Origin of the sequence: Naasia lichenicola (assembly GCF_004801885.1) — a bacterium.
Lineage (GTDB): Bacteria > Actinomycetota > Actinomycetes > Actinomycetales > Microbacteriaceae > Naasia > Naasia lichenicola.
This window is the reverse complement of sequence record NZ_SSSM01000005.1, coordinates 408,269-422,901: the sequence shown is the minus strand read 5'-3', so window position 1 is coordinate 422,901 and position 14,633 is coordinate 408,269. Positions and strand designations below refer to the sequence as shown.

12 protein-coding genes are annotated in these 14,633 nt (G+C 68.2%); 6 read left to right on the top strand and 6 right to left on the bottom strand.

The window, feature by feature from the left end; genetic code table 11:
• Window positions 1–225 precede the first annotated feature (225 nt).
• The 6 genes from E6C64_RS12870 (at window position 226) to E6C64_RS12845 (ending at window position 6,814) form a co-directional block, all read left to right on the top strand.
• Window positions 226–1,656, top strand: coding sequence for a magnesium chelatase ATPase subunit I (locus tag E6C64_RS12870; protein WP_136427900.1), 1,431 nt, complete (start codon window positions 226–228; stop codon window positions 1,654–1,656).
• Window positions 1,649–3,703 (top strand): vWA domain-containing protein, encoded by a 2,055-nt coding sequence (locus E6C64_RS12865; RefSeq protein ID WP_233255615.1) that lies wholly within the window; start codon window positions 1,649–1,651, stop codon window positions 3,701–3,703. The genes E6C64_RS12870 and E6C64_RS12865 overlap by 8 nt, the downstream gene beginning before the upstream one ends.
• A 52-nt stretch (window positions 3,704–3,755) precedes the next feature.
• The gene (locus tag E6C64_RS12860) at window positions 3,756–4,040 is read left to right on the top strand and encodes a DUF4287 domain-containing protein (RefSeq protein WP_136427899.1); all 285 of its coding nucleotides are present in this window, start codon (window positions 3,756–3,758) and stop codon (window positions 4,038–4,040) included.
• 167 nt (window positions 4,041–4,207) lie between these two features.
• Window positions 4,208–5,308, top strand: coding sequence for a fatty acid desaturase family protein (locus tag E6C64_RS12855; RefSeq protein WP_233255614.1), 1,101 nt, complete (start codon window positions 4,208–4,210; stop codon window positions 5,306–5,308).
• Between the two features lie 507 nt (window positions 5,309–5,815).
• Window positions 5,816–6,019, top strand: a complete 204-nt coding sequence (locus E6C64_RS12850; RefSeq protein ID WP_136427898.1) for a cold-shock protein — start codon at window positions 5,816–5,818, stop codon at window positions 6,017–6,019.
• Between the two features lie 183 nt (window positions 6,020–6,202).
• The gene (locus E6C64_RS12845; protein ID WP_136427897.1) at window positions 6,203–6,814 is read left to right on the top strand and encodes a PadR family transcriptional regulator; all 612 of its coding nucleotides are present in this window, start codon (window positions 6,203–6,205) and stop codon (window positions 6,812–6,814) included.
• A gap of 109 nt (window positions 6,815–6,923) precedes the next feature.
• On the opposite strand, the gene E6C64_RS12840 is transcribed toward E6C64_RS12845, so the two are convergent.
• The 6 genes from E6C64_RS12840 to recQ form a co-directional block, all read right to left on the bottom strand.
• Window positions 6,924–9,185, bottom strand: a complete 2,262-nt coding sequence (locus E6C64_RS12840; RefSeq protein ID WP_136427896.1) for an ATP-binding cassette domain-containing protein — start codon at window positions 9,183–9,185, stop codon at window positions 6,924–6,926.
• A 44-nt stretch (window positions 9,186–9,229) separates the two neighbouring features.
• On the bottom strand, window positions 9,230–10,183 hold the full coding sequence (locus tag E6C64_RS12835) for a homocysteine S-methyltransferase family protein (protein WP_136427895.1): 954 nt from the start codon (window positions 10,181–10,183) through the stop codon (window positions 9,230–9,232).
• A 107-nt stretch (window positions 10,184–10,290) separates the two neighbouring features.
• A complete protein-coding gene (locus E6C64_RS12830) occupies window positions 10,291–10,860 on the bottom strand; it encodes an HdeD family acid-resistance protein (protein WP_136427894.1) in 570 nt (189 codons plus the stop codon).
• Between the two features lie 123 nt (window positions 10,861–10,983).
• Window positions 10,984–11,862, bottom strand: a complete 879-nt coding sequence (gene ypfJ / locus E6C64_RS12825) for a KPN_02809 family neutral zinc metallopeptidase (RefSeq protein ID WP_136427893.1) — start codon at window positions 11,860–11,862, stop codon at window positions 10,984–10,986.
• On the bottom strand, window positions 11,859–12,464 hold the full coding sequence (locus tag E6C64_RS12820) for a GNAT family N-acetyltransferase (protein WP_136427892.1): 606 nt from the start codon (window positions 12,462–12,464) through the stop codon (window positions 11,859–11,861). Before E6C64_RS12820 ends, ypfJ begins: the two co-directional genes overlap by 4 nt.
• Before the next feature lie 53 nt (window positions 12,465–12,517).
• The gene (gene recQ, locus E6C64_RS12815; protein WP_136427891.1) at window positions 12,518–14,569 is read right to left on the bottom strand and encodes a DNA helicase RecQ; all 2,052 of its coding nucleotides are present in this window, start codon (window positions 14,567–14,569) and stop codon (window positions 12,518–12,520) included.
• Window positions 14,570–14,633: the final 64 nt, after the last annotated feature.

The window sequence follows — 14,633 nt, the reverse complement described above, 5'->3', positions numbered from 1 at the left end:
CGACATGTGAGCTGTAGGCGATGTCGACACAGCGCTGTGGGAAGCCGATCCGCCGCTCGATCCATTCCCGACTCTTGTGGCGCTCGCCCCCTCTGCGGTGCGCGGTCGACCGCGAACTGCCCACTTCTGCCGCATTCTCCGCTCGAGAAGCGGCAGAACTGGGCAGTTCGATGGGAGTTTGCGCTCGACGACATCGAGCCTCACAGCGAGGCTTAACCTGAGCCGATGACGCAGGCCTCACCCGCCCCCACTTCCCCCGACATCGCCGCGAGCACGGCCCCCTCCCTCACTACCGTCGGAGAGCTGCGCGCCTCCGGCCACGTCCAGAAGACGCTCAGAGCAGAGATCCGCGACAATCTGCTGGCCCATCTCCGGGCGGGCGAGAATCCGTGGCCGGGACTGCACGGATTCGAGCGGACCGTCATCCCCCAGCTCGAGCGCGCGCTGATCGCCGGTCATGACATCGTCCTGCTCGGCGAGCGCGGTCAGGGCAAGACCCGGCTGCTGCGGACGCTCGTCGGCCTCATGGACGAGTGGACACCGGTCATCGCGGGATCGGAGCTCGGCGAGCACCCGTACGAGCCGATCATCCACGCGTCGCGCCGGCGGGCGGCCGAGCTGGGAGACGACCTTCCGATCGCCTGGCGCCACCGCGATGAGCGCTACGCCGAGAAGCTGGCCACCCCCGACACCTCGGTCGCCGACCTGATCGGCGACGTCGACCCGATGCGGGTGGCGGAGGGCCGTTCGCTCGGCGATCCCGAGACCATCCACTTCGGCCTCATCCCCCGCAGTCACCGCGGGATCGTCGCGATCAACGAGCTCCCCGACCTCGCCGAGCGGATCCAGGTCGCGATGCTCAACGTCATGGAGGAGCGCGACATCCAGATCCGCGGCTACGTCCTGCGGCTGCCCCTGGATCTGCTCGTCGTGGCCAGCGCCAATCCTGAGGACTACACCAACCGGGGCAGGATCATCACGCCGCTCAAGGACCGCTTCGGCGCGGAGATCCGCACTCACTATCCGACCGAGCTCGAGGCCGAGGTGGCGGTGATCCGTCAAGAGGCCGAGCTGGTAGCGGACGTCCCCGATCACCTGATCGAGATCCTCGCCCGCTTCACCCGTGCCCTCCGGCAGTCCTCATCCGTCGACCAGCGCAGCGGCGTGAGCGCTCGCTTCGCCATCGCGGGAGCGGAGACGATCGCGGCCTCCGCACTCCATCGGGCCGCGGTGCGCGGCGAGCAGGAAGCGGTCGCACGGGTCGTCGACCTGCAGACCGCCGTCGAGGTGCTCGGCGGCAAGATCGAGTTCGAGAGCGGCGAGGAGGGGCGCGAGGCGGAGGTGCTCGAGCACCTCCTGCGCACGGCGACCGCCGAAGCGGTGCGCAGTCACCTGCGCGGGGTCGACTTCTCCCTCCTCGTCGAGGCCATCGAGAGCGGCGCCATGGTGACCACCGGCGTGCAGATGTCCGCACACGACATGCTGGAAGGGCTGCCCCGCCTCGGCGAGTCCGAGCTCTACGACGACATCGCCGCTCGCCTGGGCGCCACCACAGAAGGACAGCGCGCCGGCGCGATGGAGCTCGCCCTCGAAGGGCTGTATCTCGCTCGTCGGGTCGGCAAGGACACCGACGGAGGCGAGACGGTCTATGGCTGAGCGGCCCGCCCGCCGCCCGCCGGGCGACGGCGATCGCACGAGATTCCGCCGCTACGACGGCGGTGATCCGCTCGCGCCTCCTGTCGACATCGCGGAGGCGCTCGATGCCATCGGCGACGAGGTGATGGCCGGGCGCTCACCCGAGCGGGCCATGCGCGAGTTCCTCCGACGCGGTGGCCGCGACCGAAAGGGCCTCGACGACCTCGCGGCCCGCGTCGCGCGTCGACGCCAGCAGCTGCTGCGCGGCACGAAGCTCGACGGCACGCTCCGCGAGGTGAGAGAACTCCTCGACCGGGCGGTGCTCGCCGAGCGCAAGCAGCTGGCCCGCGACGTCGAGCTCGACGATTCCGACCGCGCTTTCGCCGAGATGCGGCTCGACGCCCTCCCGTCGTCGACCTCCGCTGCCGTGACCGAGCTCGGCGACTACCGATGGCAGTCATCCGATGCCCGCGCCGACTATGAGCGCATCAAGGATCTCCTCGGACGGGAGATGCTCGACAGCCGCTTCGCGGGGATGAAGCAGGCGCTCGAGAATGCGACTGATGCCGACCGGGCGGCCGTCGCCGAGATGCTGTCGGATCTCAACGAGCTTCTCGCGAAGCGCCAGCGGGGCGAGGACACAGCCGAGGATTTCGATGCGTTCATGGCGAAGCACGGGGATGCGTTCCCCGAGAACCCGCAGAATCTCGACGAGCTGCTGGATTCCCTTGCCGCCCGCTCGGCCGCCGCGCAGCGGATGCTCAATTCCATGACGCCGGAGCAGCGCGCCGAGCTGATGAAGCTGTCCGCCGAGGCATTCGGCTCGAATGAGCTGATGCAGTCGCTCGCCCAGCTCGACGCGAATCTGCAGCAGCTGCGACCGGGCGAGGACTGGAGCGGCGGGGAGAGCTTCAGCGGCGAGCAGGGAGTGGGGCTCGGGGATGGCACGGGCATCCTGCAGGATCTCGCCGAATTGGACGATCTGGCCGAGCAGCTCTCGCAGTCGTATGACGGCGCGCGCATGGACGACGTCGACATCGATGCGCTCGCCCGCCAGCTCGGCGACGACGCCGGGGTCGACGCTCGTGCGCTCAAGGAGCTCGAGCGCGCACTGCGCGATGGCGGCACCCTGCGCCGAGACTCCTCGGGGCGGCTCGCGCTCACACCTAAGGCGATGCGACAGCTCGGGAAGTCGCTCCTCCGCGACGTCGCCACGCGGCGATCGGGCCGCCAAGGACAGCGCGAGACGCGCGCCGCGGGAGCGCTCGGTGACGCGTCGGGCGCCACACGGCCGTGGGAGTTCGGCGACACCGAGTCGTGGGACATCCCTCGCACGGTGCTCAACGGCGTGCAGCGACGCGTCGGCGAGCACGGCGGGCGCCTCCTCGCGGTCGAGGACATCGAGGTGGCGGAGACGGAGGATCGCACCCAGGCGGCGATCGCCCTCCTCGTCGACACCTCCTTCTCCATGGCGATGGACGGCCGCTGGGTGCCGATGAAGCGCACCGCTCTCGCTCTGCACACGCTGATCCGATCCCGGTTCCGGGGTGACTCGCTGCAGCTGATCGAGTTCGGGCGCGCGGCGCAGGTGATGGACATCGAGGAGCTCACCTCGCTCGAGCCGCGTCGCGAGATGGGCACCAACCTGCACCACGGCCTGCTCCTGGCGAACCGTCACTTCCGCAAGCACCCCAACGCCCAGCCGGTGCTGCTGATCGTGACGGATGGCGAGCCGACGGCGCATCTCGAAAGCAACGCGGAGCTCTTCTTCGACTACCCGCCGCACCCCCTCACGATCGCACGCACCGTCCGCGAGCTGGATGCATCGATGCGCCTCGGCGCGCAGACCACCTTCTTCCGCCTCGGCGAGGATGCCGGGCTCGCGCGCTTCGTCGATTCGATGGCTCGGCGGGTGGACGGCCGCGTCGTCAATCCCGAGCCCGACGACCTCGGCGCCGCCGTCGTGCACTCGTTCCTCGGATCGCGCACCGCGGGGCGCAACGGAGGTCGCGCCGAGGATCTCAGCACCGGCCAGGGCGACTGGTTCCGCGGCCGCGGCTGGTTCTGAGCTCGAACGATCCGCCTTTGCCCGACCGTCCCTCTCAGAGCAGAATCGGGACATGTCGTTCCAGGCGTACCTCGACACGATCGAGAAGAAGACCGGTCTCACTCCGCGCCAGCTCCTGGCCATCGCTGAGGAGCGCGGGTATACGAACACCACCAAGGCAGGCGAGGTGATCGAGTGGCTGGCGGCCGACTACAGCCTCGGCCGTGGCCATGCAATGGCCCTGTTCCATGTGATCAAGAACGGAGCCACGATCGACGCGAAATTCGTGGGCGCCGACAGCTCTCACCGCGACGACTCCGACACCCTCTGGCTGGACGGCATCGCCACCAAGCCCTGACCGCTGCGCCCACGAACGGGGGCACCGAATCGCGCCCCCGGTGGTTTCACAGCGAACGGGGTCGCGGCGTTGCTTGATTGCTCAGCAAACCCCCCTATGGTTGCCACATCTAGAGCGATCTGCTCATCCGCGGCTGGGAAGTCGACTACCAGTCGTGGAGACACTCTTTGACGTACGCACAGAGCGCCCCTGGCGCCCTCCGAAGCTCCAAGCCGCGCACCGGTCCGTCCGGCGAATCGACGAGGACCTTCACCCAGCTGTCCCACGCCATCAAGGACATGGGTCTGCTTCGTCGCGCACGTACGTTCTACATCATCCTGTTCGCCGGCCTCTGCCTCGCCCTTGCCGGCATCGCGACCGGAATGGTGCTGCTCGGAGAGTCCTGGTTCCAGCTGCTCATGGCGGCGGCCCTCGGAATCGTCCTCACCCAGTTCGCGTTCCTCGCCCATGAGGCATCGCACCGCCAGGTGTTCACCTCCGGCCCCGCCAACGACCGTGCGGGGCGCGCACTCGCGACCGCCTTCGTCGGCATGAGCTACCAGTGGTGGATGACCAAGCACTCGCGTCATCACGCCAACCCGAACAAGATCGGCAAGGACCCGGACATCGATCCGGACACCATCGTCTTCACGGAAGAGGATGCGGCCGGCCGTCGTGGCTTCCTGCGCTTCCTCACCCGCAAGCAGGGCTACTACTTCTACCCGCTGCTGCTGCTCTTCGGCATCAACCTGCACTTCGTCTCACTCAAGAGCCTTGCGGCCAAGGGTGATGTGAAGGGTCGCTGGATCGAGCTCGGCATCATCGCCTCACGCTTCGCCCTGTACCTGACCGTCATCTTCCTGCTCATGCCGGTGGGCATGGCCTTCGCCTTCCTCGGCGTGCAGCTCGCGGTGTTCGGCCTCTACATGGGCAGCTCGTTCGCTCCGAACCACGTGGCCATGCCGCTCGTGGGCCGCGAGGAGAAGCTCGACTTCTTCAGCAAGCAGGTTCGCACCTCCCGCAACGTCGCCGGCGGCTTCTGGGCGAGCGCGCTCATGGGTGGGCTCAACTACCAGATCGAGCACCACCTGTTCCCGAACATGCCCCGTCCGTTCCTCGCCAAGGCGCGGGAGATCGTCCGCGAGCATGCTGCGACCACCGGCGTCCACTACGAGGAGACCTCGTACGTCCGTGCGCAGGCGATCGTGATCGACTACCTCAACCGGGTCGGCCTCGCAGCACGCGCACCCTTCGAATGCCCCGTCGTCATGGAGTACCGCCGCAGCTGAGCTCGGCGTCCCGGTGCTGGTCCACAGTCGGTGGCCGCGCAGGTTGATCCATAAATGGAGCAGCACCGGGAAAACAACCCCTTCTCCACAAGGGGCGCAACTGGGGTAGGGTTATGCAAAAGCAGCGTTTGCCTCGCGGGTCCGCGTTTTCGTGCATCATCTCGGATCAATCCCGCTAGCAGGCCCCCAATCAGCATCGGAATCCTCGTCTGCACAAGAGGACTTCCAGGAGACATCTCCCCATCTCTTCTCTCGCATCACCCACGGTGACCACCGCCGACGGCGCATCTCACCGATCATCCAACCCGACGACGCGGACGACCGCTCGTCTCGGCACCCCACGGCCTTCAGCCGGAGGGCGCACCCACCAGGTCGACACTTCGACCAGCGGACCTCGCGTCCGCCCATCTACCCTCCACGGAGCAGATCTCCGCTGGAGCCGAGGCGGCTTCGTCTCACCCATCGGCCCGCCTCGGGTCGAGTCACAGAAATAGTTAGGAAACGATCATGGCAACTGGAACCGTCAAGTGGTTCAACGCTGAAAAGGGCTTCGGCTTCATCACCCCCGATGACGGAAGCGCCGACGTGTTCGCGCACTTCTCCGCCATCGAGTCGAGCGGCTACCGCTCGCTCGAGGAGAACCAGCGCGTCGAGTTCGAGACCGCCCGTGGCCCCAAGGGCCTGCAGGCGGAGCGCATCCGCTCGGTCTGACTCCGGTCAGGCATAGCCGCGTAACCCACTGGGCTGCGACAGGCGATCCCCTCGGGGACCGTCGGTCGCAGCCCAGTTCGCGTTAACGACCGGGCTCGACACTGGTGGTTGCGTTTCGATAGTTCCCGATATATCGTTGACGCATCGCGACTGGTTCGCGCTATAACTCTCAGGAGAGTACCCATGGAACGCACACGACACCACCACGGCTGGCAGCAGCCGCAGGAAGACACCACTCACGGACGCGGTCACGGTCGCTCGTTCGGCGCAGGCTTCGGAGGCTTCGGTCCCGGATTCGATCGCGCCGGCTTCGGCCCCGGCTTCGGAAAGGGCTTCGGACCGGGTGGACCCCGCGCTCGTCGCGGCGACGTCCGCTCCGCCCTGCTGGGCTTGCTCGCAGAGCAGCCTCTCAACGGCTACGGACTGATCAAGGCCTTCGCGGCCAAGACCGACGGAGCGTGGAAGCCGAGCCCCGGCTCCATCTATCCGACCCTCTCCCAGCTCGTCGACGAGGGACTGATCATCCTCACCGACGGCAACGGATCGCGCAGTGACTACACGCTCACCGACGAGGGCCGCGCCTACGTCGCCGAGCACGCCGAGGAGATCGCCGCCGCGTGGCAGAACGCCGCAGGGCCCGCCGGGCACGAAAGCCACGGCGAATTCCGCAGCTCGATCGGCAAGCTGTTCGCCGCCGTCCAGTCCTTCCGGATGGCCACCCCCGAGCAGCAGAAGGCCGCCATCGCGACCCTCGACAACGCTCGCAAGGAGCTCTACCGCATCCTCGCGGAGTGAGCTCGGCAGCACCCCGCGCCGCCGCTGGATTCAGCCTCGACGCGGGTGACGGTGGCTCGGCGCCGCGGATCCATCCGCAGCGCCGAGCCTCCTTCCATCGCGGCGAGGATCAGGCTCCGACGTAATCGGCGAGGTGCTGACCGGTGAGGGTCGATCGCTGGGCGACGAGCTCGGCAGGAGTGCCCTCGAAGACGATCCGTCCGCCGTCGTGCCCGGCACCCGGCCCCAGATCGATGATCCAGTCGGCGTGCGCCATCACCGCCTGGTGGTGCTCGATCACGATCACCGTCTTGCCGGAGTCGACCAGGCGGTCGAGCAGGGTGAGCATGTGCTCGACGTCCGCCAGATGCAGCCCTGTCGTCGGCTCGTCGAGCACGTAGATCCCGCCCTTCTCGGCCATGTGGATGGCGAGCTTCATCCGCTGACGCTCGCCTCCCGACAGCGTCGTCAGCGGCTGCCCGAGCCCGAGGTAGCCCAGCCCAACATCGACGAGCCTCTCGAGCACCGCGTGCGCCGGGCCCGCCCCGAAGAAGTCGCGGGCCTCGAGGATCGGCATGGCCAGGACCTCGGCGATGTTCCTGCCGTTCAGCGTGTACTCGAGCACCTCCGCCGTGAAGCGCTTGCCGTCGCAGACCTCGCACACGGTCGCGACGCCCGCCATCATCGCGAGGTCGGTGTAGATCATCCCGTTGCCGTTGCAGTTCGGGCAGGCTCCTTCGGAGTTGGCGCTGAACAGCGCCGGCTTCACCTTGTTCGCCTTGGCGAAGGCGGTGCGGATGGGGTCGAGCACGCCGGTGTAGGTCGCGGGGTTGCTCCGGCGCGAGCCCCGGATCGGGGACTGGTCGACCGAGACCACGTTCGCCCCACGGGGGATGGAGCCGTGGATCAGCGACGACTTGCCGGAGCCGGCGACCCCGGTGACGACGGTGAGCACGCCGAGCGGGATGTCGACGCTCACGTCGCGGAGATTGTGTCGGGTGGCGCCACGGATCTCGAGCGTGCCGGACGGCGCGCGCGGCGAGGCGCGGAGCGTGGCGCGGTCGTCGAGATGTCGGCCGGTGAGGGTTCCGCTCGCCCGCAGGCCGTCGACGGTGCCCTCGAACTGGATGGTGCCGCCGTGCGATCCGGCGCCCGGGCCGAGGTCGACCACGTGGTCGGCGATCACGATCGTCTCGGGCTTGTGCTCGACGACCAGGACGGTGTTGCCCTTGTCGCGAAGACGCACGAGCAGGCCGTTCATCCGCTGGATGTCGTGCGGGTGCAGCCCCACCGTGGGCTCGTCGAAGATGTAACTGACATCGGTGAGGCTCGAGCCCAGGTGGCGCACCATCTTCACCCGCTGCGCCTCGCCGCCCGAGAGCGAGCCGGAGGTCCGATCGAGGCTGAGATAGCCGAGTCCGATCTCCACCAGCGAGTCGAGCGTCTGCATCAGCGTGAGCAGCAGCGGGGCGACCTCGGGATCGTGCAGCCTGCGGACGAATTCGGCGAGATCGCTGATCTGCATGGACGAGCATTCGGCGATGTTGCTGCCGTCGATGCGCGAAGAGCGGACCGCCTCGTTGAGTCGGGTGCCGTGGCATTCGGGGCAGGCGGTGAAGGTGACCGCGCGGTCGATGAACGCCCGGATGTGCGGCTGGACCGAGTCACGATCCTTCGACAGGATGCTCTTCTGCGTCTTGGGGACGAGGCCCTCGAAGGTCAGATTCATCCCGGTGACGAAGACCTTCTCGGGCGGCGCGTAGAGGAAGCGCTGCCACTGCTCCTCGCTGTAGTCCTTGAGGGGCAGATCGCCGTCGAAGCCCGCCTCGGTGAAGATGCGCACGTACCAGCCATCCACCGAGTACCCCGGAATGGTGATCGCGCCCTCACGCAGCGACCTGCTGCGATCGACGAGCTCGTCGATGTCGACGTCGGTGACCTGGCCGAGACCCTCGCAGCGCAGGCACATCCCCTCGGGGTGATTGAAGCCGTAGCGGAACGCCGGACCGATGCTCGGCTCTCCCAGCCTGCTGAACAGCAGCCGCAGCATGGCATTCGCATCCGTGGCCGTTCCGACCGTGGAGCGGGAGTTGGCGCCCATCTTCTCCTGGTCGACGATGATCGCCGCCGACAGTCCACTCAAGGAGTCGATGTCGGGCCGACCCAGGCTGGGCATGAACGACTGGATGAAACTGGTGTACGTCTCGTTGATCAGCCGCTGGGACTCGGCAGCGATGGTGCCGAAGACGAGAGACGACTTGCCTGATCCGGAGACTCCGGTGAAGACCGTCAGTCGCCGCTTGGGGATGTCGAGGGAGACGTTCTTCAGGTTGTTCTCGCGCGCTCCGCGCACCTGGATGGCGTCGTGGGCGTCAGCTGGCCATTCGGTCATGCGACGATCCTGACATGCGCCTGTGACACCCCGTCAGGGGTGGATCAGGCGCAGGCGCGCGCGATCTGATCGATGTGTCGGAAATCGGTGCCGCAGCAGCCGCCCACCACCGTCAGCGCCGGAAGGACGTGGCGCAGGTGCCGCATCTGCTCGCCGAGCTCCACCGGATCGCCGTCGTCGAGCTCGGTCGATTCGTCCAGCTCCGCGTGGCTCTGCCGCGACGAGTTCGCCCGGTATCCGCGCAGCCGCCACAGCCACGGCGCGTCGGCGGCAAGATCGGCGTCCAAGTCGTCTGCAAGGTGGTCGGGATGGGCGCAGTTGACCATGTAGTGCAGCGGATAGCCGTCCGTCGCCCGATCGACGGCGGTGATGGCCTCACCGAGTTCGGTCCCATCGGCCAGACGGCCGTCGGTCTCGACGGTGAAGGAGATCATGACGGGGACCTCGGCGTCTCGGGCGGCCAGCGCGATCCCGAGCGCCTCGTCCACATAGTTCATCGTCAGTGCGCCGACCACGTCGACTTCCGAATCGGCGAAGATCTCCAGCTGGCGCGAGTGGTAGCGCCGGGCCTCGTCCACCGTCCGGCGGCGATCCGGTCGATAGCCGTCGCCGCGCGGACCCACGACCCCCGAGATGACCACCGGGGTACTCGGTCCGTCCCACTGGTCGCGGATTGCGACCGCCAGATCGATCGCGGCCCGATTCACCTCGACGAAGTCCGCGTCGCTGTAGCCGAGCCGGTCGGTCCAATCCGGATTCGCGCGCCAGGTCGCCGTGTCGAGGATGAAGCCTGCGCTGTATCCCGCCGCCAGCCGGGCGAACCGCTCGTAGTAGCCGAGCAGGGTGGCGCGGCCGTCGGCGGACCGAAGGAGCTCGCAGGCGGCGAACTCGGGCAGGTCGATGCCGTCGAGGAAGATGAGCGTTGTCTCAAGGCCGCCGTCGGTCAGGAACAGCGCGTCGGGACGCAGCTGGGGCGGATCCACTCGGTATCGAGCCATGGAAGACTCCCTCTCCGCTGAGGTGTCGGAATGCCGTCAGGCTAGTCCCGTCCAGCGAGGAGCGACAGGGCGGTCAGCGATGCGCTGCGTTGCGCCCCAGTGCCGGATCAGGCGGTCTTCGTCCGGCGCGGCAGGGTGAGCAGAGTCGTCACGCTGACGACGATGAGGAAGATCGATCCGATCTGGACGAGCGCGCCGACTCCGGCGATCGGAAGCACGAACATCACCACACCGGCGGCGATGGAGACCACGCCGCTCACGAAGCCGAACCAGCGCGGGCGGATCGCGCCGCGCACGCCTGCGACCAGGTCGACGATGCCGTCGATGATCCAGCCGATGCCGATGAAGACGGCGAGCACCACAAGGCTCGTGAAGGGATCCGCGAGGACGAGGACGCCGACGGCGATGGTCAGCAGCCCCATCAGGGCGCTGATAACGCGCATGGCCGGAAGGAAGTTGTCGGCGATGATCGACGCCACGATGCGGAACAGCCCGGCCGCGACGAGATAGCTGCCGAAGACGATCGCGACGGTCAGCAGCGTCGCGCCCGGGTAGAAGAAGCCGATCAGACCGAGCAGCACTCCGATGACCGCGAGGGCGATCGTCTGGCCGCGGTGCACCTTGCGCAGCCCTGGGATGGACACGGCCAGGGGCGAGTTCGACGGGAGGATGCTCACGGGCGGCCTTTCACAGCGGAGAACCGGTGCTGGCACCGATGGCCGGGGATGCCGGGTGGCTACATTGTGGCAGAAAGGGGGCGTGATCAGGGCCGTCGCTCCGCCCCCGTTCAGCCGGGAGGGTCAAGGAGTGGCGACCGAGAACGTGTCGCAGGCGCCCGCGCCGCCCTGGAATCCGGTCGTGAACCACTTCTGCCGGGACTCGGAGGAGCCGTGCGTCCAGGTCTCGGAATTCGCCGTGGTGCCCTGGATCCGATCGTCGCCGACGGCTGCCGCGGCACTCAGTGCATCCGCTACCTGCGCATCGGTGATGGGCTCGAGCAGCGGGGTTCCACTCGGATCATCGGTGCTCGAGGCGGCGGCGGCCCACGCTCCGGCATAGCAGTCCGCCTGGAGCTCGACCCGCACTCCGTTGGAGGTCGGCCCGGTCTGGCCGTCCTGGGCCTTCTCGAGCGCTCCTGTGTAGGACTGGATGTGGTGGCCCCATTCGTGCGCGACGACGTACATCTCGGCCAGCGGCCCACCGGAGGCACCGTACTTGTCTCGGAGGTCCTGGTAGAACGTGGTGTCGATGTAGATGGCGACGTCGGGCGGGCAGTAGAACGGACCGACGGCCGAGGTCGCCTGGCCGCATCCGGTGTCGGTGGCGGCGTCGAACAGGAAGAAGTCGGGGTCGGCGTAGCCGCTGATGCCCAGGGAGGGCGCCGTCGCGGTCCAGTAATCCGACAGCGAGGTGGCAGCGCCGACCATCCGGCAGTCGATGGACGCGTTGGCGTCGGCGCCGGTGGTGCAGGTCTCGAGCGACTCCTCGGAGGTCGTGCCGCCCTGCGAGGTGCCTCCGCCGAGCACCGGTGCGAGGCCGCTGAGGTCCACTCCGGTCAGCTGGGAGATGACGACGAGCGCGATCACGACGAGTCCGCCACCACCCGCGCCGACCCCCACCGCGCGGCGGCGGCGCTTCACCTTGCTGGGATCGATGCGCGCGCCGTCGTTGAAGCTCATGAGCCGACGCTATCGGCTCGGGAGGGCGGAGAGGGTCGAGGGATCCTCTGCTCGGGGCGCAGCCGGAACAGTCGATGGGCGCTGCTCGGCGAATCGGCCGGAATCATCGGATGGGCGAAGTCGTCGGCGGGGTCGTAGGTCATGCCGAGTCGCCGCATGACGGCCTGCGAGCGGAGATTGCCGACCGCGGTGAGGGAGACGAGCTCGTCGATGCTCAGCTCGTCGAAGGCGAAGTCCACGATTTGCTGGGCGGCTTCGGTGGCGTAGCCGCGCCCCCACGCTCGCTGCGCGAAGCGCCAGCCGACCTCGACGGCCGGCGTGAAGTGGGCATGGAAGCGGGGTCTGGCCAGGCCAGTGAAGCCGACGAATCCACTGGCGGGCCCATCGCCCGGGATCTCGACAGCCCACAGGCCCCAGCCGTCTTCCGCGAGACGGGCGCGGATGCGGGCGGCGAACGCATCGCTCTCGGCGGTCGAAAGCAGTGACGGGAAGTGCCGCATGACCTCGGGGTCCGCGTTCAGCTCCGCGAATCCCGCCAGGTCGTCGTCCTTCCACGGACGCAGGATCAGCCGTTCGGTGCGCAGAGTGGGCGCCTCGGTCATCGGCTCGGCTCGGTCATCAGCTCGTGCTCACGGTCGGGCGATGGGGGACACCGTCAGGCATCGGCGACGAGCTCGAGGAGCGCATCGCCGTACCGTTCGAGCTTGGCCTGACCCACGCCAGAGACGCCGCTGAGCGACTCGAGGGAGCTCGGCCGCTGGGTGGCGAGGGCGCGGAGGGTGGCATCGTTGAAGACGACGTATGCCGGGACGCCCTGCTCCTTCGCCTCGCCTGCGCGCCACTGGCGCAGACGCTCGAACAGTCCCTCGTCTTCGACGGCGAGATCGGCCACCGGCCGCTTCGCAGCGCCTGACCCTCCCGACCGGCTCCGCGAAGCCGCGCGCTCGGCATCCTTGCGCAGCTCGACCTTGCGTCCTCCGCTGAGCACCGCGGTGCTCAGCTCGGAGAGGACGAGGGTGCCGTAGCCGTCGTCGGCCACGTTGAGCAGCTTCTGAGCGAGGAGCTGGCGGAGGACACCCCGCCACTGCTGCTCGCTGAGGTCGGATCCGATCCCCCACGTCGAGAGCTCCTCGTGGCGATGCTGCTTGGTGCGCGGCGTCTCCTTGCCGCGGAGGATGTCGATCAGCTGGCCGCCGCCGAAGCGCTGATTGCGCTCGCGCTGCAGGCGCACCACGGTCGAGAGCAGCTTCTGGGCGGGCACCGTGCCATCCCAGGTGTCGGGCTTCTCGAGGCACGTGTCGCAGTTGCCGCATGCTTCTGCCCCGACCTGACCGAAGTAGGCGAGCAGCTGCGAACGTCGGCAGGTGACCGTCTCGCAGAGGGCGAGCATGGCGTCGAGGTTGGCGGTGAGACGCCGCTTGTGCGCGAGGTCGCCCTCGGAGCCGTCGATCATCCGACGCTGCTGGACGACGTCGTTGAGGCCGTAGGCGAGCCAGGCATCGGAGGGCAGTCCGTCGCGGCCCGCTCGGCCCGTCTCCTGGTAGTACCCCTCGACCGACTTGGGCAGGTCGATGTGAGCGACGAAGCGCACATCGGGCTTGTCGATGCCCATGCCGAACGCGATGGTTGCGACCATGACGATGCCGTCTTCGCGGAGGAACCGTCGCTGGTTGGCGGCTCGCACGCGGGAGTCGAGGCCCGCGTGATAGGGCAGCGCGGAGATGCCCTGTTTGGCGAGGTACTCGGCGGTCTGCTCGACGCTTGCCCGAGACAGGGCGTAGACGATGCCCGCGTCGCCGGCGTGCTCGGACTTGATGAAGGAGAGCAGCTGCGCGCGCGAGTCGTTCTTGGGGACGATGCGGTACTGGATGTTGGGGCGGTCGAAGCTCGAGACGAAGTGCGTGGCGTCCTCGAGGCGCAGCCGGGTGGTGAGCTCCTTGTGGGTCGCCTCGGTGGCGGTCGCCGTGAGCGCCAGCCGCGGGACTCCGGGCCAGCGCTCGCCCAGGTCTCCGAGGGTCAGATAGTCGGGGCGGAAGTCGTGCCCCCACTGCGCCACGCAGTGCGCCTCGTCGATGGCGATCACCGAGATTCCGCCGCGCTTGGCGACGCCGTCGAGCATCCGCCGGGTCGACTCGAGGGCGAGCCGCTCGGGCGCGACGTAGAGCAGATCGACCTGACCGGCCATCAGGGCGGCTTCGACGCGGGAGCGCTCGTCGGCACCTTGGGTCGAGTTGAGGAACTCTGCTCGTGCGCCGACCGCCCTCAGCGCCTCGACCTGGTCGTGCATGAGCGCGATGAGCGGAGACACGACGATGCCGGTGCCCGGCCTCGCCAGGGCGGGGATCTGGTAGCAGAGCGACTTGCCGCCGCCGGTGGGCATGAGCACTACGGCGTTGCCGCCCGAGGTGACGTGCTCGACGATGCCGGCCTGCTCGCCGCGAAAGCTCTCGTAGCCGAAGACGGAGTGCAGGATCTCCAACGGCGTCCCCGTGATGCGGGGTGTCGCGGGCTCTTGGACGGCTTTCGCGGACGATCTTGAGTCGAGGTCGGCGAGCTGCGCCGACTCCGCGAGGAAAGCATCGTTCTGCGCAGCCCAGGCGTCTTCGTCCCACGCGGGCTCGGCGTCGAAGGGCGGCGCGTCATCCCACGGCGGCGCCTCGGACGGCCCGCCGAAGGCGGTCGAGTTCGTTCCTGCCGGAGAAGACATGGCCGCAAGCTTAACCGCGCCCACCGACACGACGATCCCTCCCCGGCGCGTCCCCTCCATTCCT

Bases quoted from the DNA above. Each gene is read 5' to 3' on its own strand.
- recQ (WP_136427891.1), bottom strand. From the start codon at position 14,569: ATGTCTTCTCCGGCAGGAACGAACTCGACCGCCTTCGGCGGGCCGTCC.
- E6C64_RS12820 (WP_136427892.1), bottom strand. From the start codon at position 12,464: ATGACCGAGGCGCCCACTCTGCGCACCGAACGGCTGATCCTGCGTCCG.
- E6C64_RS12870 (WP_136427900.1), top strand. From the start codon at position 226: ATGACGCAGGCCTCACCCGCCCCCACTTCCCCCGACATCGCCGCGAGC.
- E6C64_RS12865 (WP_233255615.1), top strand. From the start codon at position 1,649: ATGGCTGAGCGGCCCGCCCGCCGCCCGCCGGGCGACGGCGATCGCACG.
- E6C64_RS12845 (WP_136427897.1), top strand. From the start codon at position 6,203: ATGGAACGCACACGACACCACCACGGCTGGCAGCAGCCGCAGGAAGAC.
- E6C64_RS12860 (WP_136427899.1), top strand. From the start codon at position 3,756: ATGTCGTTCCAGGCGTACCTCGACACGATCGAGAAGAAGACCGGTCTC.
- E6C64_RS12850 (WP_136427898.1), top strand. From the start codon at position 5,816: ATGGCAACTGGAACCGTCAAGTGGTTCAACGCTGAAAAGGGCTTCGGC.
- E6C64_RS12835 (WP_136427895.1), bottom strand. From the start codon at position 10,183: ATGGCTCGATACCGAGTGGATCCGCCCCAGCTGCGTCCCGACGCGCTG.
- E6C64_RS12840 (WP_136427896.1), bottom strand. From the start codon at position 9,185: ATGACCGAATGGCCAGCTGACGCCCACGACGCCATCCAGGTGCGCGGA.
- ypfJ (WP_136427893.1), bottom strand. From the start codon at position 11,862: ATGAGCTTCAACGACGGCGCGCGCATCGATCCCAGCAAGGTGAAGCGC.